General features: G+C 60.0%; 21 protein-coding genes. 4 read left to right on the top strand and 17 right to left on the bottom strand.

Annotation, left to right across the window (positions count from 1 at the left end):
- The first annotated feature begins 437 nt into the window (after window positions 1-437).
- Both GY725_09880 and GY725_09875 read left to right on the top strand, forming a co-directional pair.
- A complete protein-coding gene (locus GY725_09880; protein MCP4004491.1) occupies window positions 438-1,232 on the top strand; it encodes a DUF1194 domain-containing protein in 795 nt (264 codons plus the stop codon).
- Between the two features lie 206 nt (window positions 1,233-1,438).
- Window positions 1,439-2,503 carry an alpha/beta hydrolase gene (locus tag GY725_09875; GenBank protein MCP4004490.1) on the top strand — a complete coding sequence of 355 codons (1,065 nt, stop codon included), beginning with the start codon at window positions 1,439-1,441 and terminating at the stop codon, window positions 2,501-2,503.
- On the opposite strand, the gene GY725_09870 is transcribed toward GY725_09875, so the two are convergent.
- A complete protein-coding gene (locus tag GY725_09870; GenBank protein MCP4004489.1) occupies window positions 2,500-3,588 on the bottom strand; it encodes a radical SAM protein in 1,089 nt (362 codons plus the stop codon). The genes GY725_09875 and GY725_09870 overlap by 4 nt on opposite strands.
- Before the next feature lie 34 nt (window positions 3,589-3,622).
- Window positions 3,623-4,501, bottom strand: coding sequence for a class I SAM-dependent methyltransferase (locus GY725_09865; GenBank protein MCP4004488.1), 879 nt, complete (start codon window positions 4,499-4,501; stop codon window positions 3,623-3,625).
- A gap of 311 nt (window positions 4,502-4,812) precedes the next feature.
- On the opposite strand from GY725_09865, the gene GY725_09860 reads away from it, so the two are divergent.
- The gene (locus tag GY725_09860) at window positions 4,813-6,819 is read left to right on the top strand and encodes a LamG domain-containing protein (protein MCP4004487.1); all 2,007 of its coding nucleotides are present in this window, start codon (window positions 4,813-4,815) and stop codon (window positions 6,817-6,819) included.
- Here the strand turns inward: GY725_09860 and GY725_09855 are convergent.
- The 3 genes from GY725_09855 to GY725_09845 all read right to left on the bottom strand — a co-directional run bounded on the left by GY725_09855 (window position 6,726) and on the right by GY725_09845 (window position 8,663).
- Complete coding sequence (locus GY725_09855; GenBank protein ID MCP4004486.1) at window positions 6,726-7,547, bottom strand: S1 family peptidase; 822 nt, start codon at window positions 7,545-7,547, stop codon at window positions 6,726-6,728. The genes GY725_09860 and GY725_09855 overlap by 94 nt on opposite strands.
- Window positions 7,534-8,067, bottom strand: coding sequence for a hypothetical protein (locus GY725_09850; GenBank protein ID MCP4004485.1), 534 nt, complete (start codon window positions 8,065-8,067; stop codon window positions 7,534-7,536). Before GY725_09850 ends, GY725_09855 begins: the two co-directional genes overlap by 14 nt.
- A 134-nt stretch (window positions 8,068-8,201) precedes the next feature.
- Window positions 8,202-8,663: a DUF3617 family protein gene (locus GY725_09845; protein MCP4004484.1), complete on the bottom strand. Its 462-nt coding sequence runs from the start codon at window positions 8,661-8,663 to the stop codon at window positions 8,202-8,204.
- Between the two features lie 161 nt (window positions 8,664-8,824).
- Here GY725_09845 and GY725_09840 point away from each other — a divergent pair, with 161 nt between their 5' ends.
- Window positions 8,825-9,397 carry an acyltransferase gene (locus tag GY725_09840; protein MCP4004483.1) on the top strand — a complete coding sequence of 191 codons (573 nt, stop codon included), beginning with the start codon at window positions 8,825-8,827 and terminating at the stop codon, window positions 9,395-9,397.
- Here GY725_09840 and GY725_09835 read toward each other — a convergent pair whose 3' ends face one another.
- The 12 genes from GY725_09835 to GY725_09780 are packed head-to-tail and all read right to left on the bottom strand — an operon-like array spanning window position 9,398 to window position 20,172.
- Window positions 9,398-10,546, bottom strand: coding sequence for a hypothetical protein (locus GY725_09835; protein MCP4004482.1), 1,149 nt, complete (start codon window positions 10,544-10,546; stop codon window positions 9,398-9,400).
- 14 nt (window positions 10,547-10,560) lie between these two features.
- Window positions 10,561-11,628 (bottom strand): tetratricopeptide repeat protein, encoded by a 1,068-nt coding sequence (locus tag GY725_09830; protein MCP4004481.1) that lies wholly within the window; start codon window positions 11,626-11,628, stop codon window positions 10,561-10,563.
- A gap of 24 nt (window positions 11,629-11,652) precedes the next feature.
- Window positions 11,653-12,576, bottom strand: coding sequence for a type II secretion system F family protein (locus GY725_09825; protein MCP4004480.1), 924 nt, complete (start codon window positions 12,574-12,576; stop codon window positions 11,653-11,655).
- Between the two features lie 15 nt (window positions 12,577-12,591).
- A complete protein-coding gene (locus tag GY725_09820; protein MCP4004479.1) occupies window positions 12,592-13,557 on the bottom strand; it encodes a hypothetical protein in 966 nt (321 codons plus the stop codon).
- Window positions 13,557-14,936, bottom strand: a complete 1,380-nt coding sequence (locus GY725_09815) for a CpaF family protein (GenBank protein ID MCP4004478.1) — start codon at window positions 14,934-14,936, stop codon at window positions 13,557-13,559. The genes GY725_09820 and GY725_09815 overlap by 1 nt, the downstream gene beginning before the upstream one ends.
- A complete protein-coding gene (locus GY725_09810; GenBank protein MCP4004477.1) occupies window positions 14,920-16,134 on the bottom strand; it encodes an AAA family ATPase in 1,215 nt (404 codons plus the stop codon). Before GY725_09810 ends, GY725_09815 begins: the two co-directional genes overlap by 17 nt.
- Before the next feature lie 19 nt (window positions 16,135-16,153).
- On the bottom strand, window positions 16,154-16,447 hold the full coding sequence (locus GY725_09805) for a hypothetical protein (protein ID MCP4004476.1): 294 nt from the start codon (window positions 16,445-16,447) through the stop codon (window positions 16,154-16,156).
- A complete protein-coding gene (locus GY725_09800) occupies window positions 16,447-18,075 on the bottom strand; it encodes a type II and III secretion system protein family protein (GenBank protein ID MCP4004475.1) in 1,629 nt (542 codons plus the stop codon). The genes GY725_09805 and GY725_09800 overlap by 1 nt, the downstream gene beginning before the upstream one ends.
- Window positions 18,076-18,119: 44 nt before the next feature.
- On the bottom strand, window positions 18,120-18,902 hold the full coding sequence (gene cpaB, locus GY725_09795) for a Flp pilus assembly protein CpaB (GenBank protein MCP4004474.1): 783 nt from the start codon (window positions 18,900-18,902) through the stop codon (window positions 18,120-18,122).
- Between the two features lie 28 nt (window positions 18,903-18,930).
- Entirely contained in the window at window positions 18,931-19,347 is a 417-nt protein-coding gene (locus GY725_09790; protein ID MCP4004473.1) for a pilus assembly protein, read from the bottom strand.
- Window positions 19,338-20,003, bottom strand: a complete 666-nt coding sequence (locus GY725_09785; protein MCP4004472.1) for a prepilin peptidase — start codon at window positions 20,001-20,003, stop codon at window positions 19,338-19,340. The genes GY725_09790 and GY725_09785 overlap by 10 nt, the downstream gene beginning before the upstream one ends.
- 13 nt (window positions 20,004-20,016) lie before the next feature.
- The gene (locus tag GY725_09780) at window positions 20,017-20,172 is read right to left on the bottom strand and encodes a hypothetical protein (GenBank protein ID MCP4004471.1); all 156 of its coding nucleotides are present in this window, start codon (window positions 20,170-20,172) and stop codon (window positions 20,017-20,019) included.
- Window positions 20,173-20,354 lie beyond the last annotated feature (182 nt).

Here is a 20,354-nt window from a genome sequence, read left to right as displayed (position 1 = left end):
GGCTGCGAAGCGCGATGCATCCGCCTGCGCTGCGTCGCGCGACCCTCTGCAGATCTACGGATCTGCGATCGGATCACCCTTCTTGCTCAGGCGGCGACTCCCGCTTCTCGCTCGATTCCTCCCTGTGCAGAGATTCCCTAGGCTGCACTTCCGGAAACCCGATCAACAATCTTCGGCTCTGGGTACGCTCGATTGCCGGATTCCTCGCGTCTCCTGTTCGCGGCGCGCTCATGAGCGCGCAGTTCTTGTGCACGCACTAGAGCGCAGATGATGTGCGGCGTGCGCGCAATAACCATCTCGAACTCGTGACAGCAACGCCTTTCCCTCACCAGGGCCCATGCGCAGCTTGCGCGCATTCGCTTCTGAACGTGCGCCACTTTTGTAGTCGAAACCCGACGATATATACGCTCAACGCCTTTTTTGGGAAGGAAATGCGTATGCGGATTCTATCGCGGCTGTTCGCCGCAATTGCAGTTGTTTTTTGTCTCGGCTTGGCTTCTGAAGCAAGTGCGATCGCAGTTGACGTCGAGCTTCAGCTCCTCGTCGACGTATCCGGAAGTGTAGATTCGACTGAATTCGATCTACAGCGAACTGGATATGCGAACGCGATTCGCAGCCAGGCAGTTATTGATTCCATCCTCGACACATCTGGTGGTCGCATCGGTGCAATTGCCGTGCAGTTCGTCTACTGGTCGGGTGCTGGGCAACAGAAGATCATCAAGAATGCTGGTGGCCAGGAATGGACGCTGATCAACAGTCAGATGAGCGCGAACTCCTTTGGCAACTGGATCGCGATCCAGCCGGGAACCTTCTTCGGACAGACCGCGGTCGGCGAAGCGATCGACTTTGGCGCTGCTCAGTTCGCTGGAAACGGCTACGAAGGTGTCCGCAAAGTGATCGATGTCTCTGGAGACGGAGCGACCAACGATGGCTACGGCATCGAGGGACCCGCTGCCTCGACCAGCGCGGCTCGCGACGCGGCCCTGGGTTCAGGGATCGACGCGATCAACGGCCTGGTCATCCTCAACGAGGAGCCTAACGTCGACCTGTTCTATCTTGCCAACGTGATCGGCGGTTCGGGATCGTTCCTCGAGCAGGTCAATAGCTTCGCGGACTTCGAGCAGGCGGTTCAGGTAAAGTTGGTCCGTGAGATCACCACGCCCGAGCCCGCACTCTCCCTCCTCCTGGGTCTGAGTGCGTTGCTTCTCGTGGCTCGCGGACGCCGCGCCTAGCGCCTCGCAGTCGCCAGATTCAGAAGGCCGGGATCGGATTTCGATCCCGGCCTTCTTTGTCCTGCGACCTGTACCGATTCCGCAACGCGCGTACCGTCGAAATCATTTCGAGCGACGCCGGTGCGGACATCGCGAGACGCCAGAAGACGGCCGACTTCCTGCGAAGGCTCTGTATATCAGCTGATTCGAACTGATACACTTGGCGCATGCTCTACGTGCTTCTGACCGTCCCCGCACTCGCCCTGGTGGTCTGGTTCTGGCGCAGCACGCGTACCCCGTACGGGCCCATCAAACCGGTATTCGGCATCGCGTTCGCACTCGCGGCGATGTTTACCCGATCGCAGTCAGACGAGCAGCGCCGGGCACTCTGGCAGACACTCGAATCCCTCCAGCGCATGCGAGAAGGCTTTGAGCGATTCGGCGGAATCGCCGCTCGACCCGTCGATTTCGAAGGCCGCATCGAAAACCGTCTGATTCCCGGGCCGGGCGGAGAAATTCCGGTTCGCATCTACACACCCCGGGGAACCGGCCCTTTTCCCGTCGTCATCTACTTGCACGGTGGTGCGTGGATCTTGGGAAGCATCGAAACGACCGATGCATTGACCCGATCAATCGCGTTGAGGTCGCAGGCCATCGTGATTTCTGTCGATTACCGAATGGCTCCCGAGCATCCCTTCCCCGCCGCCATCAATGACGTGCGTTGCGCTATTTCCTGGGCCCGCTCGAACGCTGGAGCGCTTGGAGGAATCGAAGCGCCCCTGACCGTTGCCGGTGATAGTGCCGGTGGCAACCTCGCAGCTGCCGCCAGTCTAGCGGATCACAGGGAGGGTGCTGGGTACATCGGCTTCCAGGTCCTGATCTACCCGGTCGTCGACCTTTCAAACACAGACACTGAATCCTATCGATCCTTCGCCAGCGATTACGGACTGACCAAACAATTGATGGACGATTCGATCGAGATGTATGTACCCAATTCCGCGGACCGAACTCACCCGATGATCTCACCCCTTGTTCAAGAAGATCTGACCGACCTGGCGCCCGCTCTGGTCTTGACCGCCGGCTTCGATGTACTGCGGGACGAAGGGCTCGCCTACGTCGAGAAGCTACGCAAGGCCGGTGTCGTTACCCAGCACCGCCACTACCCGACGCTACCGCACGGATTCATCACGATGACCCGCATCTGCCGTGAAGCAGATCAAGCCGTCGATCTACTTTCCAAGGCGATCGCACAACGTCGCAACCGGAAGAGCAGAGAACGGCCTCTTCTCTAGTTCGGGGGTGCGCGAAACTTGCCCCACTGTCGGCGCAGTTTGCGCGGCCAGGCGCGGATTCCGCGCGGGCGTCTTCGGTGCCGCTCCGACATCGATTGAAGGTGGGCCTCGGGATAGTGGCGGGCAACGTTCTCGAGCGCGATCTCATCGAGTTTCGTCGAGGCGTATGTGAACAGAACGTGCAAACCGTTCTCCATACAGCTCTTGCATTGCTCGTGATCCTTCTTGAGCGCCTGCAACTCCGCAAGCGGAATATCCAGATAGGAGCCGAGCGTGTACTTTCTCGGATCATAGACCGTGCAGCAAAGCATCACCCCGCCTTCGCAGTTGATTGCCATCTGCTGATCCCGCAACTTGCAGTGCTCTTCGTCTACGTCGCGCACGACCTCGAGTGCCTTGTCCAGCGGCAGAGCGAGACGAGCAACCACTTCACGATCTTCGTCGGTGAGCTTCACATCGGTTGCATCGGGGTCGGCCAAGGCCAGGACCTTCTCGAGCGGCATCAGATACGCCCAGGCCGGATCGAACTCAAATCCCAGTGATTGCGCGTAGGCAGACATCTGGACTTCTTCTTCGTGATTGCCCAGGTAGCGGTGAAAAGGAACGGCCAGGCGAGTGCTCGCGCGTGCGCGCAGTTTCGCTTCAGCGACCCGTTTCATGTTCTGTTTGACCAGTTCGATGTCACCTTTGCGATGCGTGATCCCGTAGCTCTGCTGGTTGAAGCCCGAAACCGACATCTTCAGGTAGCGCGGATTCGCCTCCATGACGGCATCGATATTCTTCATGATGTTGAAATTCGAGCTGATGCCCGCCGTCAGGCCATGGGAGTTGATGACCTGAATCATCTCTGCGAGGTGCGGATGCAAGAAAGGCTCGGTCCAGTTGTACAGCGCGAAGTCGACTCTTCCATCGCATTCGAGCTTCGCTTTGCTCACGATGCGATCGAGCATCTCAGGCTTCATGAAGCCACGTGGCTGTTTGACTTCGGGCTGGTTTCCAACTGGGCATGACGGGCAGCGCAGGTTGCAGCCGCCAACGAGGTCCACGTTGAATTGCCACTTCGGCTTGGAATTCGCGCTTTGCATTCGTTTTCGAGTCTAGCAGTCTGCCGGACGTCGGTCAGCGGACGCGCCGAATCCAGAAACTCCCCCCACTGGCATCTGGAGGCTCAGATCCTCCGATCCGGAAGGCGGCCCGCAGTTCATCCCGATAGTGCAGCGACATGTAGTGAGCGCCCCAGAGCACCTCGAACGACGAATTCAGGCTCAGAAAAGCCTGGAGGATGTACTGTTCGTTCCAGAAGCGATGCATCCCCAGAACCCATTCCCTTGGATACTCTGCGGGAAGGAAGATGTCGTGCACGTGGACCAACACACCTGGCCGAAGACGCGGCAAGATCTCCAGGAATTCGTATTGGACATCGCTGCCTGTCTTGAGTACATGGCTGGAATCGATGAACAGGATATCTCCTGCTTCAAGGCTTTCGAACTCGTCGAATCCGACCTCCTGCACCGGCTTGGGGATCACGCGAGAAAGGCCTGGGAAGCCATTCCGCAGACGCGCGTCGGGAAATGGTTCAATCGCCACCAACTCGCCGGGTTGGCCGTCCTTCTCGTTTCGCAGCAATGCTTGCGCAGCGAGCAGAGTCGAGTGCCCTGAACCAATCTCGACGAAATGCTTTGGCTTGATGTGGCGCACCATGCCGTAGAGCATCTCTGCATCGACACGTCCAAAGCTGCCGTTCGCCAAGCTGAAGCGATAGGGATCGTCGAGTCGCTCGGTCGGGAACTGATCGTATTCGCGTTTGTATCCGGACTGAATATCCGCAAGTAGTCGGAGTTGGCCGGCATCATTCCAATCGATCCCCACGGTCTCTGACTCGGTCTCCCAGAGCCGTTCGACGAGTGTGTGGGGCTCGGGAATCGGCGAGTAGAAGTGCACGGGAATTGCGTGATACCCGCGCCGTTCCCAGAGAGCGAAAAAGCGCCGATCGCTCATGACCGAAGCCGGTAGGACCCGCGAGAGCAACCGGGCCACGGGACTGCGGTAGAGATGGCGCAGTCTCTTGCGGACCCGGGCCACCTGACGCATGGCCCGTCTCGGGGCCGAATTCCTCGAAAATCGCCTTCTGAGGGCCTCCTGAGTGCGGGTGAGTGGATTTCTTGGCACGGCGCAGAAGTCTAGCAGGCTGCGTTGCCGCTCACTCCCTTCATCGAAAGGGATATGCCGACCGGCAACTCATGTGCAGGCGCTCCTGACGTGATTGTCATCACGAGATGCATTTAGAGGGTACCGAAGAACACCTCGAAATGAGTAGCCCATACCTCCCCCAGAGACTGTCATTCTTCCACCTCCATGACACCGTTCCGCTTCGCGGCCTTGCTCTTGCGGTGACCTTGCTGATGTTCGCAAACATCGCGCACGCGGCTGAGCGAGAAGTAGGATTCCTGGAGCCCACCCAAGCCGGGGAGCGGCGTCTCATGGTCATGTCCAGGTTATCCGGAGACCCCAATGTCGAAGGATATCGCTTCTACTTCGTTCGCGACGATGTTCGGGACCTTGTCGGCATCGATGTGGGTATACCCATGGTGAAGTCCGGGTCGACGGCTCTCAACTGGTTCATGGTGGATGAAGGCATCAATTACGACGTCGAGATGACCGCGTACTCTGTCGTGGACGGGCAGCAGATCGAATCGGATTTCTCAAACCGGCTCGTTGTGCAAAACGCAGACCCGCCAGTCGAAGAGCCCCCCGCAGTTCCCGCCCCAGACCCGCTGCCGCAGCCGAATCCCGAACCAGTACCCGATCCTGGAGTACCCGTTTCGAGCGCCGATCCAGATACCGCACTCTTGCATCACTGGCGTCTCGGCGATGACGCGGGGTTTCCGGGCCGAGACTTCGGCCACGCTCAGAATCTGATCAACGCGGGCGCTGAGATGATCGGAATCTCCGACACAGACATTGGCACGGCAGCCGATGGCTCCTACGTGGACTTCGACGGCGTTTCCGAACGGATGCACAGTCCGGAGAATCAATTGTTCGGCCTATGGGGTACCTGGAGCCTCGCGGCCTGGGTCCGGCCGAGCGCATTGAATCGACAGATGGACATCATCCACATCCAGACCAGCTCCACGAACCTCGCCAACTCGATCACTCTTTCGGTGCACGCAAATGAACCCGATACACCGATCACACTCACGGCCCACGCATCTTCTGGCCAGCTCCTGTTCGACGTCCGTGGCACCGGCGGCCTGCAGTCGGGCGCCTGGACACATCTCCTCGTCGTTACCGACGGCATCCGATTGCGGATCTTCGCCAACGGTATCCTGATCGCGGAGGACACCTTGCTGGTGGCTGGACATATGGATCAAACGCCCCTGCGCATGACGCTCGGCGGCGCACCTGATGGAAGCCATGGATTCCCCGGAAGCGTGCACTCGGTCACTCTCTGGAACACCGAACTCAGCGCTGACGACGCCCTGCAACTCTACAACGACGGCTTCAAGGACTTCGATGTCAATCTGCGCGTACTCGACCTGCCCGCAGAGCCTGACGTGCCCGCTGAACCCGATGTTCCTGCTGACCCGACCGATCCCGTTGTCCCACCCGCAGACGAGGTTTCTGGACTTCAGCCATTGCACTGGTGGCGCCTTGGGCACGACGCAAATGCCTACGGACGCGACTACGGGAACCACGGAAGATTCGCGATCGACGTCGGCGCGAACGCATTCCTGATGACATCCAATGAGATCCGAACCGACGCCGACGGCACCTATGCCGAGTTCGATGGCCGAGGGCGATACTTCAAGAGTCTGCCGAACCAACAGATCGGCATCATCGACGAGTGGACGATTTCGGTCTGGATGCGCCCATCGCATCTGGGGTTGCGAATGGGAGTATTCGAACTGGCCAATCCCTACGGACCTGGAGACAGAATCTCACTCGATTATGCGGGGGATGAGCCGGGTTCTCCGGTAAATCTGAGGATTCACTCTCTTGACGGACGGAAGTTCTACGACGGTCGATTCAGCGCTGGAATCACTCCCGGACACTGGTCCAATATCGTGCTTCGCAGTGAAGCGGGCGTAGTGACGGTATTCGTGAACGGCGTGCAGGTTACCGGACATGCCGTACAGGCACAATCCGGATCGCCGAGTGCCAGTCCGCGAACCGTCATGCTCGGGCTCACGACATCGGCCTACTCGCCATACGCCGGAGGAATTCACTCCATGGCGATCTGGCGGGGTGTTCTGTCCGAATCGGAGATCGTCGATTTGTACAACGGCGGCGAGATGGACCTGGGGCTGATGGATTGAAACGCGAGCGACAACGCGAGCAGAGAAGCAACGAGCAGATTCCTCCAGGGCCTCGACTGAACGGGCACAGGCACCGCGAGCCCTGACGCTCCATCGCAGACCACCTTTCCCGCGACGTCTTCCAGGGCTTGCAGAAACCCTGGGTTCGAGAACAGGCTCCCTCCGTTGTCTCCGAGCGGAATAGTGTCGGTGCCTCCGCAATTTCCGAACGCATGAACGCCGACGATCAGCCCCGTTTCGTCGATGATGGGCGAACCGCTGTTACTTTCACGCGTGTCCAGCTGATAGCGGACGTCATAGGCATTCACGCCACCTCCGACGCTCGGCCCTGTGTCCGACTGCAAGACACCATTGCGTTCGGGTTCGTCGTCGAGACCGAAACCCGATACCGTCACGACACGTCCCGCATCATTCGCATCGAAACCGCAGGAATACTGTGCGAGACAGTTCTCCCCCGGATTGCGCACGCCATTTCCTTCTACGGTCGCAATGGCCCAGTCGTGCCCCGCCAGGAACGGGCTGCCCAATACGACTTGCGCCTGGTTCGCGTCAGAAACGAGGAATTGATCCTCCGGCAAGGGCATGGCGACGACCCCGCCCACGGACGGAGGGACATTGGCGTGGATCGACCATGGATAATCCAACGCAATCGCGACATGCCCGGCCGTCACCAGTTGATTGTCGGAAATCATGAAACCCGTGGCCCAGCGACCGTCAGCTCCGATCATGCGTACGATGCAGGGGGCCGGGGTTTGAACGAGAATGCGATCGTCGCTCGTTCCACAGATCGCGCGCGGAAGCAGGGGTGGCCCCCCCCTGGCTACCGACATGCAACTCTTCTGTCGCGATCCCCGCGCTTACGCCTCCCGGCTCCAGAACCAGGCTCAGATCCAGTACCCCGGCGCCCCACATCGCCGATAGGATCCGACCGTCCGCTGGCACATCGGCGGCGCGAATCACTTGCACCTGTCCGCTGGCACCGGCAATTTCGAGCCTCCCGTCTTCAACCAGAGAGACGTTCGAAAAACGGATGCGGATCCAGTCGGCACCCTCGACCTCGATCCGCTCGTGGAACACGACTTGCTCGGTGTCGTCTGGATTGGACATGGGTCCGCTGGAGACCTCATAGGGAACGACGTCTACCTGCCCCACGGAAGCGAGTTGCGCACGCGCTGCATCTGGTGCGACCTCCATCAGAAGAACGAGCACCAGGATGAACCTGTAGCAACTGCAAAACGAGAAGGGCACACGCAACTCGAGTCAAACCGGACTCACCAACCCCTGCAACACAAAGTCCAGTTTACGCGAACCCGAGCCATCGGGAAACGCCAAACTTCACGATCCGATGCAGTCTTCAGTATCGTTAGTTGCGTACTTGCCGGCTACTTGCACGGTCCGGCGAAACGGCCCTTCCAGGTGATATCAATCTCGATGGGAGAACCGGCCATGTCGATGCGGCTCACCATCTTTCCGGTGACCGAATCTCCGGTCGAGGTCATCTCGCCACTGCCTTCCATCGGAGGGCCACCCATGGCGTTGGAGCACAGCATCTTCCACTTCAGCGTCTGGCCGCTCCGGGAACGCTCTTGAATCTTGCAGTCCCCACCCTTGGTCATTTCAGCAAGTGGATCAAATCGGTCATCTTTTATGCATTCGCTGGAGCGGCCGGTCTTCGGCTCCGGCATCATCGACATCACCGAAGTCGTTTCAAAATTCCACAGCCCCTTCTTCAATGTGATCTGATCCGCGGCCTGAGCCGATACCGGAAGACCGCCCAGGGCCAGAAAGGCGGCGATTGCGGACGCGCAAAGCACGCGCATCACCGGGTTCGAGAGCGCAGACATTTCTTCCCTCCGAGGAGTTTCGGACCCGCTACTCTAGCAGGTCGGGGAAAGGCCCACTCGCGTTGACGCGCGGCGTCTTTCGCTCGCGAACGACGTTCCTGGAATCTTCTGCATCCTGCTTGCATGCATGTCCCGAGAATCCAGAGTATGCTGTAGGCCGAATGAAGAGAACGATCGCAAGGCTGATGCTGGCCTCCAGGGGATGGGCGTCCGAAGGATCACCACCCGCGACGGCCAAGTACGTGATGATCGCAGCGCCTCACACGTCGAACTGGGATTTTGTCTACCTGGTGGCGCTGGGTTGGCTTCACGGCCTGGACTTCTCGGTCATGATGAAGCACAGCCTGTTTCGCGGGCCTCTAGCCTGGCTCCTGCCGAAACTGGGCGCAATTCCGATTCGACGGGATCGGCGCGCGAACATGGTCGAGCAGATGGCCGATGCGTACGCGGAGCGCGATGAACTCATCCTGATCGTGCCGGCCGAAGCGACCCGCAGCCCAGCGGAGTACTGGAAGTCCGGTTTCTATCAGATTGCCCGAGCAGCAGATGTTCCGGTCGTCCTGGGTTTCCTGGATTTCGAACGTCGCCGTGGAGGCTTTGGGCCCGAGCTCCGGCTGACCGGCGACGTCAAGGTCGACATGGACGAGATCCGGAAGTTCTACACGGACATCAAAGGCAAGCACCCGCAGAACTTCGGCCAGATCCGCTTGAAGGAAGAGAACGAGCCGCTCTGATCACTCGACCAGACGGACCGGGATCTGATCCAGAACCGAGCGCAGCAAGCCGACCAGTTCCTCCTCGTCGGGCGTATCCAAGGGTCGACCCCAGCCACGCGCCATCGAGTTATTGAACTTGAGAGCTCCCATGCCCGGGATTTGCTTGCATTGGGTTGAGTCCGCTCCCAGATCGTAGAGCATGATCGGGGTGATCGACAGGCCTTCTGCCTCGGCGGCGCCCGCAGCCGCGATGACGCCCGCTTCGGTTCCGCCCGGTGCGTGCCCCCCATTGCCAAAGGTCGGGCAAGGCACTCCGTCACTAACGATCACGATCGAACGCTCTCCACCACAGGTCGAGTCGTTATTGGCAAAGAGTTCGCGCGCCTCGTTGATACCCATGGCCTGATCTGTTCCATCGCAGCTCTTCTTGTGCTCACCGGGAAAGATCTGAGCCACGTTTGCCTGTTTTCCTTCGCAGTGAATGACATCGGAGTCGATCAAGGCATCCAGTTCTGATCGCGACTGTGGGAAAGGACTGAGTGGCGCCAGAGTTCGGCTCTCGGCCGCGAAGATCACCAGACCGAGCCTGTCTCCTGGAAGAGTGTTGGATGCCATGACGTCGACGAATGCGTGAAGGGCTTCCCGCGCGTCGGCGATCTCTTCCGTAAAGGAAATCGTCACGTCCTGTACCAGGACGATCTCTCGACAGCCCACACTCGCAACGGAACGCGCGAGGACATCTGCGTTATCGGATCCGATCGCCGACCCCAGCGCCAGCGGAAGCCGCCCGGCACCCGAACCGGCGGTGCGACGCGCGGTCACCTGCAGGGCCGGCGCCAGAGTGATTCCCCCGGGTGTAAATACGCGGCCCACGTAGTCGTAATCGCCCATTACGACGTCACTGGAGGCCAGTTGCACACCGCCATTGAGCACTCGGTTCCTCTCCGCAACGCGCACCGCGGCCGCGCGCGCATCGAGCATGGTACCGCCCGCTCGCAACACCTGCATGCCAGCGAGGGCTCCCGCATCCGATGCACTCGCCAGTTGGGTGCGCGCTACGTAGATCTGTCCAGAGTCGATGGCGATCGAGGCAAAACCGACAATCACCAGAATGCTGGCCACGACCCAGATGAACACCGAGCCTTCTTCGCGACGTGTACTCTTCATGCTTCTATTCCCGCCTACTGCAGCCACAGACGCTCATCCAAGGCTGCGTCGCGCTTTGCTCTGGGTTTTGCCACGGACACTTTGGTCTTCGGCTTCTTGGGGACCGCGACCGGAGCCGGTTCCGGAGTGGGTTCCCACTTTCCGTAGAGTTCAAGCTGGGCTGCGTGCAGGTTCTGAAGAACCGTGAGGCGATCCCCTCTTCCCGAAAGCAGAGCCTGCTCGTAGTGCTCGATCGCCTGTGCGAACTCCCCGTTCATCGAGAGCACATAACCCAGATTGTTGATCGCTGCGTCCGTATCCGCCTTTTCGAAGGCGTCTCTTGCCTGGGCATACTGGCCGAGTCGACCGTGGGCCAGACCCAGATTGTTCAGGAACGCGAAATCCCCTGGACGACGACGCAGTGCGCGTTCAAAGCTACCGACCGCTGCACCGAACTCACCGTCGAGCATCTGTGAGGTGCCGAGGTTATTGAGAGTATCTGCATTGCCCGGCTCGAGTTCGAGCGCCTGACGGTAGTGCCCCTGCGCTACGCTGAACTCTCCGAGTCGATCGTAGATTACGCCGAGCGCCGCGGCCGGTCGGCCCGTCGTCGCGCCGAGTGAGATTGCACTTTCAAGAGAATCGCGAGCAGGCTCTACATCGCCCAACACCATCTGGGCCAGACCCAGTCCGGTGTAGGCATCTGCCGAGTTCGGATCGCTTTCAAGAAGTTGCTCGAAGATCATCTGCGCGTGCGCCGGATCGTTCTCGAGATGCATGAACGCCAGGCGTTGGCGGGGAGCGCTACTTCCCGGCTCCAGGCCCAGCGCGCGAATATAGAGCAGTGCAGCTTCCGAGACCTTGTTCTGATCGCGCCGCTGATCGGCCTGTGCCATCAGTTCTTCGAAGCCCACCTCCGGTTGGGCGGGCTCCGCCGCTCTCGCCGCCTCAAGCGCCTGCTGGCGCTCCAAAGCGGCGGGGAAGCCATTGACCACTTCAGCCGAATTGAACGATGCGCAACCGGCAAGTTCGGCACTGAAGATCAGCAGGCCAAGAGCAACGCAGCGCTGCGTGATCCGAGTGGAAGAACTGAACTTCAGCATATGGTCTCCAGGTTCGTTTTTGGCCTATTCAAAGGCCTTCATGATCTGCATGATTCCGGGTCCGATGGTCACGATCAGGGTCGCCGGGAAGATGAAACACGCCGCAGGCACCAACATCTTCACAGGCGCCTTCTGCGCCAGCTCCTCGGCAGCCAGGAGCCTTGCGTGACGCATGGCCTCCGAGTGGACACGGAAGGTATCTGCGAGATCCGTGCCGAACCGTTCCGTCTGGATCAGCATGGCGACAAACGAACTGATATCGGCAACTCCCGTGCGTTCTGCGAGTCCGCGAAGTGCATGCGAATTGCTCTTGCCGGCCTGCGTCTCGAGCACGACGAGCCGGAATTCCGAAGCGATCGTCGGATTGCTCTGGGCGAACTCAGTGGCCACACGCAAGAGAGCGGCAGAAAGGCCGAGTCCGGCCTCCAGACAGACGACCATCAGATCGATCACATCAGGCAGACCGCGCTGGATGTCCCGCTGACGGCGACGACGCTGCTGGTCGACGAACATTCCGGGCAGCACGAATCCCAGCCCTGCAGCCCCGGCGAGTGCGCCAAACATATGAAGGTTCTCCATGCCCCAGGTAAGCGGCGTGGTCAGAACGATCGTGCCGAGAAACAGTGTCAGCGCCACGCGACTGCCCATGTACACGGACAGAGCGGAGGGTCGGCGGTAACCCGCCTGAATCAGGCGTAGGCGGACGCTTCCGTAGCCCTTGCCGTCCGGGCGCCCTGCCTTGCCTGCAAACTGAGTCGCGAGGGCCGCGAGGCCCTCGCGAAGGTCCCGCCGTTCGCTCATCTCTTCAGGATCTCGCGCGATGTCCACCCCCGAGGCATCGTGCAAGCGCAGAAGACGACTGAGCGCCGGCGTCTTCTCGGTCATCGTCAGAATTCCGAGAGCGACACACATGAATGTTAGGAATACGAGTGACAGAATAGGCAGCATTTCAGCTTCTCCCGACTAGTACTTGACAACGCCGAGGCGACGGCACATGAGCCAGCCTGCGGTCACGAGGAATACGCAGATACCGATCATCGTGTGACCGGCCGGTGTCTCAAAGAGCGGGGCCATATAGTCTGGATTGACTCCGCTTACCGCGAAGACCATCACGATCGGAATGACCGCGAGTGCGTTCGCCGTCATATTGATCTGAGCCAGCAAGCTCTTGACCTTGGCGAAGAAGCGCAACCGTTCGCGGATCATGGTCGCGATGCTCTCCAGGATTCCCGCCAGATTTCCGCCCGTTTCTCGTTGAATCATCACCGCATTGATGAAGAACGGCATATCTGGATGGTCGATGCGATGCGCCAGATTGTGCAGCGCATCCCTCAGATCCATACCAAAGGCAACTTCTTCGGCGACCCGAGCGAATTCGGTACCCATCGGGTCCGGCAACTCCTCGCCCACCAGGTGAAATCCCGAACGCATGCTGTGTCCAGAGCGAAGGCAGCGGCAGAGCAACTCCATCGCTTCCGGAAGCTGCTTGTCAAAGGCTGCCATTCGGCGACGTCGGCGTACCGCGATAAAGACAGTCGGCAGAATACCGAGACCGCTCAATGCAAGGCCGCGAATCGGATCGCGCAAGATCAAGAACCCGACTGCAAACCCACCGCCGCCCAGAAGAGCGGTAAGCAGGAGATACATGCGCATGCTCAATGGCATTCCGGCGCGATACAGGAAGAGTTCGAGCTTGTCCTTGAAAGGCACGCGACTCGGTCCGTCCGAAGTACCGCGGTCGACCATGATCGTGCGACCTTCTTCGCTGAGATCTCCGGCTGGCAAGTGGTTTGCGAAGCGACGCAGGCGCTCGCTCGCCTCCTTGTTCCGCTGACGCTTGCTACCGAAGAATAGCAGGTAGAGGCCCTCGAGCAGCATGACCAGCGTCAGAAAGACGAGGACATAAACGATAGGTTCCAGCTTGTGCATCAGAGTGCCGTCCCACTAATCGGGTTATTGAATATCGACTGGGGCAGTTCCTTGCCCGCCTCGCGGATCTGCTTGCAGAATTGGGGCCGAATTCCCGTCGGCACCAACTTGCCGATGATCTTGCCGTCGGGACCGATTCCCTCGCGCTCGAAGCGCAGGATCTCGGACATCGAGACGACATCGCCCTCCATTCCGGTGATCTCCATCAGGCTTTCCAGCCGTCGCGAACCGTCGCTCAAGCGCGTGACCTGGGCGACCACCTGAATGGCCGAGGCAATCTGTTGCCGTGCGATCCGCTGCGGAACGTCGAGACCGGTCATGGCGACCATGGTCTCGATACGCGTAATGGCGTCGCGCGCAGAGTTCGCGTGGATCGTGGTGAGCGAGCCATCGTGGCCCGTGTTCATGGCCTGAAGCATGTCGAGCGCTTCCGATCCGCGCACCTCACCGACGATGATTCGATCCGGTCGCATACGCAGCGAGTTGATCACCAGATCACGAGCAGCAATCGCGCCCCGTCCTTCGACGTTGGCCGGGCGGGTTTCCAGGCGTACGACGTGCTCCTGCTTCAACTGAAGCTCCGCCGAGTCCTCGATCGTCACAACGCGCTCGTTGTCCGGAATGAAGCCGGAGAGCACATTGAGCAGCGTCGTCTTTCCGGCACCCGTGCCGCCCGAGATCAAGACATTGAGCCGTGATCCGACAATCGCCCTGAGCAGGTCAACGGCACCCTCCGTCAGCGTTCCGAAACCCACCAGGTCCTCGTGCGTGAGCGGATCGACGGCGAAACGCCGAATCGAGAGTTTCGGACCATCGAGAGCTACCGGCGGAATGATCGCGTGGACTCGCGAACCGTCGGGAAGGCGGGCATCGACATGCGGAGTGAGTTCGTCGATGCGACGCCCCACTCCCGAAGTGATCTTGTCGATGATGCGCATCAGGTGCTCATCGTCCTTGAATCGAGCACATACCTTTTCGAGCTTTCCGCACCGTTCCACATAGATACGATCGAATCCGTTGACCAGAATGTCGCTGATCGTCGGATCCTGTAGAAGCGGCTCGAGCGGTCCTAGACCGAAGACCTCGTGCTGGATCTCCTCGACGACCTGCTCCATCTCTTCTCGAGTCAGCGGAGTCTTCTCGTCCGCGAGGATCTTGCGCGTAACCATGGCGATCTCGCCTGCAACCCTGTCCTCACTCACACACCCCACCTGGGTCAGGTCGATGTAGTCGAAGAGCTGATTGTGCACGCGGGACTTCAGTTCCTGGTGCTCCGTTTCGTCCTTTGTCTGATCGAGCGTCTGGACGGGTTCCGGTGCCGGAACCAGCGCGATCTGCGGCTCAACCGCTTCCCCGAAGAGCTTATTCAACAGTGCCATTGGTCAACCCCTTTACGGTGTCTCTGAAATTTGTGAATCGCGTGCCAATGCGGCGCACGAAGGACTTGGAACGCTCGATCTCGATCTGACCGAGGTTGAACCACTCGTAGACGTAGCCAGCAAGACGCTGGAGCGATACGTCCAGCGGGCTGCCCGGCGCGACTTCTCGGACCAGTCTTCCTTCATTGATCCCGGCCAGAGCCACTTCGTAGGCGCTTGGCACGTTGGCGTCGGGCTTTCGGCCCAGAACCTTTGCAAATTCCGCTCCACCCAGGCGCGCGTTGTCACCGCGATTGACGATGACGCGAATCTGCTCTTCATCTGCACCGAGTCGCTGCAAGAGCTTGAGACGCTCTCGAGCGTGTGTCAGCGCGGGAACCTCCAGCGAAGTGACCAGCAAGATCATGTCGGCCAGATCGAGCGCTTTGAGCGAGACGTCGCTCCACTCCTGTGGAATATCGAGCACGACCCAGTCGTACTCGCGCCGCAAATAGCGAATCATGCGTTCGATGTGCGCAGGCTCGATAAGCGCGGCGTCTTCATACTGCTGGGGTGCGGAGATGATCGAGAGGCCGGTCTTGTGCTCCGACGAAACACGACGCAGGAAATCCCCATCCAGGTTGTCGCCTTTGCGCGCGACATCGGCCAGATTGTAGGGTGGAGTGAGGTCGAAGTAGATGCCGACATCACCCTGATAGAGTCCGAGGTCAACGACGGCGACGCGATCGCCGATATTCTGCAGGCCAGCGGCCAGCTCGCATGCGAGCAGTGTGGTGCCGACCCCGCCCTTGGCTCCCGTCACGGCAATCACGCCGTGAGCTTCCTGAAGACCCGAGCAGCTCTTCTCCAGTTCCTCGAGAATCCCGTCCAGTTCATCAATCTCGCGATCGGCGATGAACGCCTCCGGGCGCAGGCGCATTGCGCGAACTAGCGCTTCGGAGTCGTCTCTGGAACCACCGAGAAGCAATGCAGGCCTTGGCTCGGGGAGCCGTTCCAGCAACTCGAGAAGCTCCAACGGCTTCTCGCCCAGCTCGACGTAGATCGCGTCGAAGCGAATCGTACCGAGCTGCTTGACCAGCTGAGCAATTCCCTCGGGCTTTTCGACGAACTGTACCCGCCCAGATCCCACAAGACGCTCTTCCATCCGAGAACGGAAGGCGGGATCTTCTACGTAGAGCAGTATGGCCAGGCCTGACATTGTTACGGCTTCTCCTGTCTTATCGGTTGCTGCGGAGGCTGCGATCCCGGACCTTCTTGTCCTGGGTCTCGGCCCTCTCGTTGCGGTGATAGTTGTCCATCACACCCGCTGCGGTCGGAGCATCGATCCCGCTGACCGGGCGTGTATTTCGCTCACCGGCAGTCGGATCCGCGATCATCCGCTGAACGGCTTCCCGCTGCGAGAGACCCATGTGGAGTTCGACGTTGCCCTTTCGAACCATGTTTCCGCTGTAGCACCCCATGCTGAGAGCAGATGCCAGCAGCAGAGCCAGTGCCAGATTCGTGCGCTTCATTACTCGCCTCCATTCGGCGCCGGAACCGCAACGCGGTAGCCGAAGTCGCCGATCAGTCCGCCCGCTTCGGAAACGGGCGCGTCATTCTTGAAGATGCTCGAGGTCGTCGGTGCGTTCGGATCCGTCATCGGATGCCGTCCCTCGATCTGGCCCAGGACATAGAACTCGTAGTCGGTGGGATCGATGTAGTGATCTGTCGGAAGCGCAATCCGGCCCGGGCCTAGCGGCTTCACCAGGCGCGGAGTCACGATCAACATCAGCTCGGTCTGGCTCTTCTCGAAGGCCTGACTGCGGAACAGCGAGCCGAGGATCGGAACCTCACCCAGACCGGGGATCTTGTTGACCATGGTCGTAATGTCTTCGCGAAGAAGGCCCGCGATTGCGAACGACTGTCCGTCCGCCAGCTCTACGCCAGTCGAGGCGCGGCGAGTACGGAAGGCGGGCACCGTGGTACCGCTGACCGTCGTACCGAAGTTGAAGTCAGGCTCACTGACCTCAGGAGCTATCAGCAGATGGATGCGATCCGGCGACAGCACGGTGGGCGTGAACTCTACGTTCACACCAAACCGCTTGAAGATCACCGTCACATTGTTCACACCCGTGCCGCCCTGGACGACTGGGATCGGAATCTCACCACCGACCAGGAAGTTGGCCATCTCACCACTGCGCGCAACCAGAGTCGGCTCGGCGAGGATCTTGCCCAGTCCTTCGACTTGCAGCGCCTCGAGGAACAGGTCGCCTCGGAAGTCGCCTTTCAGGAGAGTTCCTGCAAGCGTGATGCTGTCTCCGACCGTCGACAGTCCCGTCGTTCCATTCAGGCTCGTCAGGGCATCCAGGAAAGAGAACACGGTGAAATCACCCGTGCTGGAACTTCCATTGGAGAACGCTCGAAAGTTCGCACCCATGTTCTTCTTCAGGGTGCGGGACACTTCAGCGATCTTGACCTCGAGCATCACCTGATGATTTCCGCCGACCGACAGCATGTTGATGACCTGTGGTTCGGTATCGACAGTGTTGGTCTTCGCACCGGGGTCAGTCGTAGCGTCGTTCGAGCTCTTCGCGAAGAAAGCGGATGCCACCTCTTCCGCCTGCTCGCTGGCCGAGATACTCGCGACGGTACCGCGAAGGACGATCGACTCACCGGCCATGTCCACACTCACGTCACTATTGCCCAGCACGCGCTGGATCTCGCGCACCACCTGGGCCTGGACCGCACCGACGTGGACGTCGATAGCGGACTGGATGCGTCCCTGACGGTCCCAGATGATCATGTTCGTATCACCCACGGACTTGCCCACGATCTGTACTTCGCGGGAGCCGTGCATCACGAAATCCGCGACCTTCGGATCGCCGACGGCCACGCGCTTGACGGCGAAACTCGGCTTGAGCACTACGGTCTTGCCGCGTTCCAGCTCGAGCCGCTGGTGCATATCGTCACCGCTCTTTGCACCCTCCACCACGACAGTTCCGTCATTATTCGGCGTCAGGTCGACCTGAGCCGAAGCGAAGGGCGCACTGAAGAGCCCGATTGCGGTAAGCAGGGCCAGGTAACCCAGCGCCCGGCCCGCATGTGCAAGAGAGCTGCTCATGCTGATGCTGCCCTGACTATGTGTGTATTCTCGAATCATCGTTCCACCTTCATCAGATGAGAGTTGATTTCTGTAGCCGCGAATCACAGCGAATCCTTCGAGCGCGAAGAGCCGCGAACGGTCTCTACGCTGTTGCCCGATCGCCGCGTGCCGCGATTCACGAGATCGCGCACCGTGACGCTATTCGTCCGCACCGATGCATCGTCGGCCGGATTCCTCAATGCGAGCTGCAGCGTGCCATTGGCCACCGCGTAAGCCAGCTTCTGCGATTCATTCGGGTCGACCTCCAGCGTCACGACACTGACGATTTCCGCCTTGCCGCGATCCGCCTTCTCGAGGGTCTGATCAATCGCGAGTACGCGAAGGTCCTGCAAGATGATGTGCGACTCGGGAACCGGCTTGTGGAAGTCCACACGTCGGACCGTCGCCAGCACATCGACGTGCGAACCGGGCTTGATGAAGCCTGCGACACCGACTACGGCATCGACCTTGACCGACATGGCTCGGTGATTTTCGGAAATCAGCGGTGTCAGTCCAGCATCCGACCCGACCGGCAGAAGCGCCGACTCGAGCACCGGCTCGCCTTCGATCAGAGCTCGGCGCAGCACGCGCGAGTTCACGGCGTGAGGTGCGCTCAGCGTACCAGGAGGAAGATTGTCCTTGGGCCAGTCGACCACATCGACCTGGCGCGCGGCGAGTTCGACACCGGCGGGCAGGCCCACTGCGGCAACGACTACCGGAATTGTCTGTACTCCCGCAATTTCACCAGGCATCTGCGCGTGCAGCCAGCTGCGGGTCAGAATGACCGCCAGCACACCGCACAGTGCGGCGACTCCGAGAAACAGGATTGCGCGTTGATTCTTCATCTCTACCCTCTTATTGATCAGGAGTTGTTCAGACTTCGTTTCGCATCACCGATTCGCCGACGAGATTCACCGAGTTGGGAATCCCGCCGATGCTCGGCAGTGCAATGAAACTATTGGTGTATGTGACGCGAACCGTGCTCTCACCGGCGCTACAGGCTCCGGTCACGGTCGTCGAGAGGCTCCCGGGCGTCATGCCAAACTGGGTGCCATAACGTGCGATGACGGTATTGACCTCACCGGTCACCGTTCCAGCATCGCAGTTGATTCGATACAGACTCGCCTCGCGCGCGCCTTCACGCGCGGCATTCGAGACCACCTGGAAGCGGGCGAATGCGAGTCCCATCTCGAGGATTCCGAACAGAAGAAGCATGAGTAGCGGGAGCACGATGACCATCTCGAGCATCGCAGCGCCTTCTTCTCTTTTCATGCGGGAGTTCAGGCCCATGGGGTCCCCCAGATGTTGAAAGCTATGACAGACAGACCGATCGAAACGCCGAACGGCATGCTTCCAGAAGCAGCACTTCCGGGCGCCGGCGGCAGATAGGTAAACTTGTTCGTGGCGCGGAATGCGCTAAAGCTCGCGGCCCAACGCATGAGCATGTCGCCGAGTCCTCCGCGAATGCCCACGACGAGCAGGGCGATCGCGCCGCCGATGAGCACCATCCAGCCGAGCAGCGAGAACGCAATCTGGGGGCCCCAGAGAGCGCCCAGTGCCATGATGGCTTTGACATCCCCAGCACCCAGAATGCGTGCTGCAAATGCAGGAAGGAGCAGCCCGAAGGCCACGCCCGCGCCCGCAAGACCCGAGAGCAGACCCGAAACGCCTCCCAGCCATGTGCTCGCAGCGAGTGCGAGCGCGATGCCGGTAAACGTCAGAAGATTCGGGATCCGTCCACGGAGTACGTCTTGTTGGACGACCAGGCACAGGAAGGCCGCTGCCCATCCGAAGACGGGCAGCGGCTCAACACGACCAGACCAGTTGAGACCGAAGGCCAGAGCCACTGCTGCGAGCACCGAAAGGAGCCCGTAGCGCGCGGTCGGCGCGGTCTCCGCAGTCGTATCAGCATTCAGAGTCATCATTTCCTGGTCTGGTTGGTGCAATTTCGGGAACTTCCTAGAAGGTGATCCCGCGGAGTTTGCCGTTGACGAGTCCGAACACGAACTGCCACGCACCCACGAGCGCAACGGCGAACACGACGGCGACGATCGCCCACTCCAGCATTTCCATTCCCTCATCCTCGCGGATGAAACGATTTACGAGCTTCAGCATTTGATTTCCCCTAGATAGATTTCACGACACGACAGGAATCAGACCAACTCTCATCCCCATGCCTGGCGGCACTCCACCGAGGCGAATTACTGAGTTGCAACGAGTGGGCCAATTCCAGCCTGCGGTTACCTGGCCGGAGTGAAACTCCGTCGTGGCGGGGTCTTGGAAACGCCGCTGCACGC

The organism is bacterium, assembly GCA_024226335.1.
Lineage (GTDB): Bacteria > Myxococcota_A > UBA9160 > SZUA-336 > SZUA-336 > JAAELY01.
The sequence above is the reverse complement of the archived record's forward strand: the minus strand, read 5'-3'. Positions and strand labels throughout refer to the sequence as shown.

Bases quoted from the DNA above. Each gene is read 5' to 3' on its own strand.
- GY725_09810 (MCP4004477.1), bottom strand. From the start codon at position 16,134: ATGTCAGGCCTGGCCATACTGCTCTACGTAGAAGATCCCGCCTTCCGT.
- cpaB (MCP4004474.1), bottom strand. From the start codon at position 18,902: ATGAAGAATCAACGCGCAATCCTGTTTCTCGGAGTCGCCGCACTGTGC.
- GY725_09870 (MCP4004489.1), bottom strand. From the start codon at position 3,588: ATGCAAAGCGCGAATTCCAAGCCGAAGTGGCAATTCAACGTGGACCTC.
- GY725_09790 (MCP4004473.1), bottom strand. From the start codon at position 19,347: ATGGGCCTGAACTCCCGCATGAAAAGAGAAGAAGGCGCTGCGATGCTC.
- GY725_09860 (MCP4004487.1), top strand. From the start codon at position 4,813: ATGAGTAGCCCATACCTCCCCCAGAGACTGTCATTCTTCCACCTCCAT.
- GY725_09805 (MCP4004476.1), bottom strand. From the start codon at position 16,447: ATGAAGCGCACGAATCTGGCACTGGCTCTGCTGCTGGCATCTGCTCTC.
- GY725_09820 (MCP4004479.1), bottom strand. From the start codon at position 13,557: ATGCACAAGCTGGAACCTATCGTTTATGTCCTCGTCTTTCTGACGCTG.
- GY725_09845 (MCP4004484.1), bottom strand. From the start codon at position 8,663: ATGTCTGCGCTCTCGAACCCGGTGATGCGCGTGCTTTGCGCGTCCGCA.
- GY725_09865 (MCP4004488.1), bottom strand. From the start codon at position 4,501: ATGAGCGATCGGCGCTTTTTCGCTCTCTGGGAACGGCGCGGGTATCAC.
- GY725_09800 (MCP4004475.1), bottom strand. From the start codon at position 18,075: ATGATTCGAGAATACACACATAGTCAGGGCAGCATCAGCATGAGCAGC.
- GY725_09780 (MCP4004471.1), bottom strand. From the start codon at position 20,172: ATGCTGAAGCTCGTAAATCGTTTCATCCGCGAGGATGAGGGAATGGAA.
- GY725_09830 (MCP4004481.1), bottom strand. From the start codon at position 11,628: ATGCTGAAGTTCAGTTCTTCCACTCGGATCACGCAGCGCTGCGTTGCT.
- GY725_09835 (MCP4004482.1), bottom strand. From the start codon at position 10,546: ATGAAGAGTACACGTCGCGAAGAAGGCTCGGTGTTCATCTGGGTCGTG.
- GY725_09840 (MCP4004483.1), top strand. From the start codon at position 8,825: ATGAAGAGAACGATCGCAAGGCTGATGCTGGCCTCCAGGGGATGGGCG.
- GY725_09875 (MCP4004490.1), top strand. From the start codon at position 1,439: ATGCTCTACGTGCTTCTGACCGTCCCCGCACTCGCCCTGGTGGTCTGG.
- GY725_09825 (MCP4004480.1), bottom strand. From the start codon at position 12,576: ATGCTGCCTATTCTGTCACTCGTATTCCTAACATTCATGTGTGTCGCT.
- GY725_09815 (MCP4004478.1), bottom strand. From the start codon at position 14,936: ATGGCACTGTTGAATAAGCTCTTCGGGGAAGCGGTTGAGCCGCAGATC.
- GY725_09855 (MCP4004486.1), bottom strand. From the start codon at position 7,547: ATGATCGGAGCTGACGGTCGCTGGGCCACGGGTTTCATGATTTCCGAC.
- GY725_09880 (MCP4004491.1), top strand. From the start codon at position 438: ATGCGGATTCTATCGCGGCTGTTCGCCGCAATTGCAGTTGTTTTTTGT.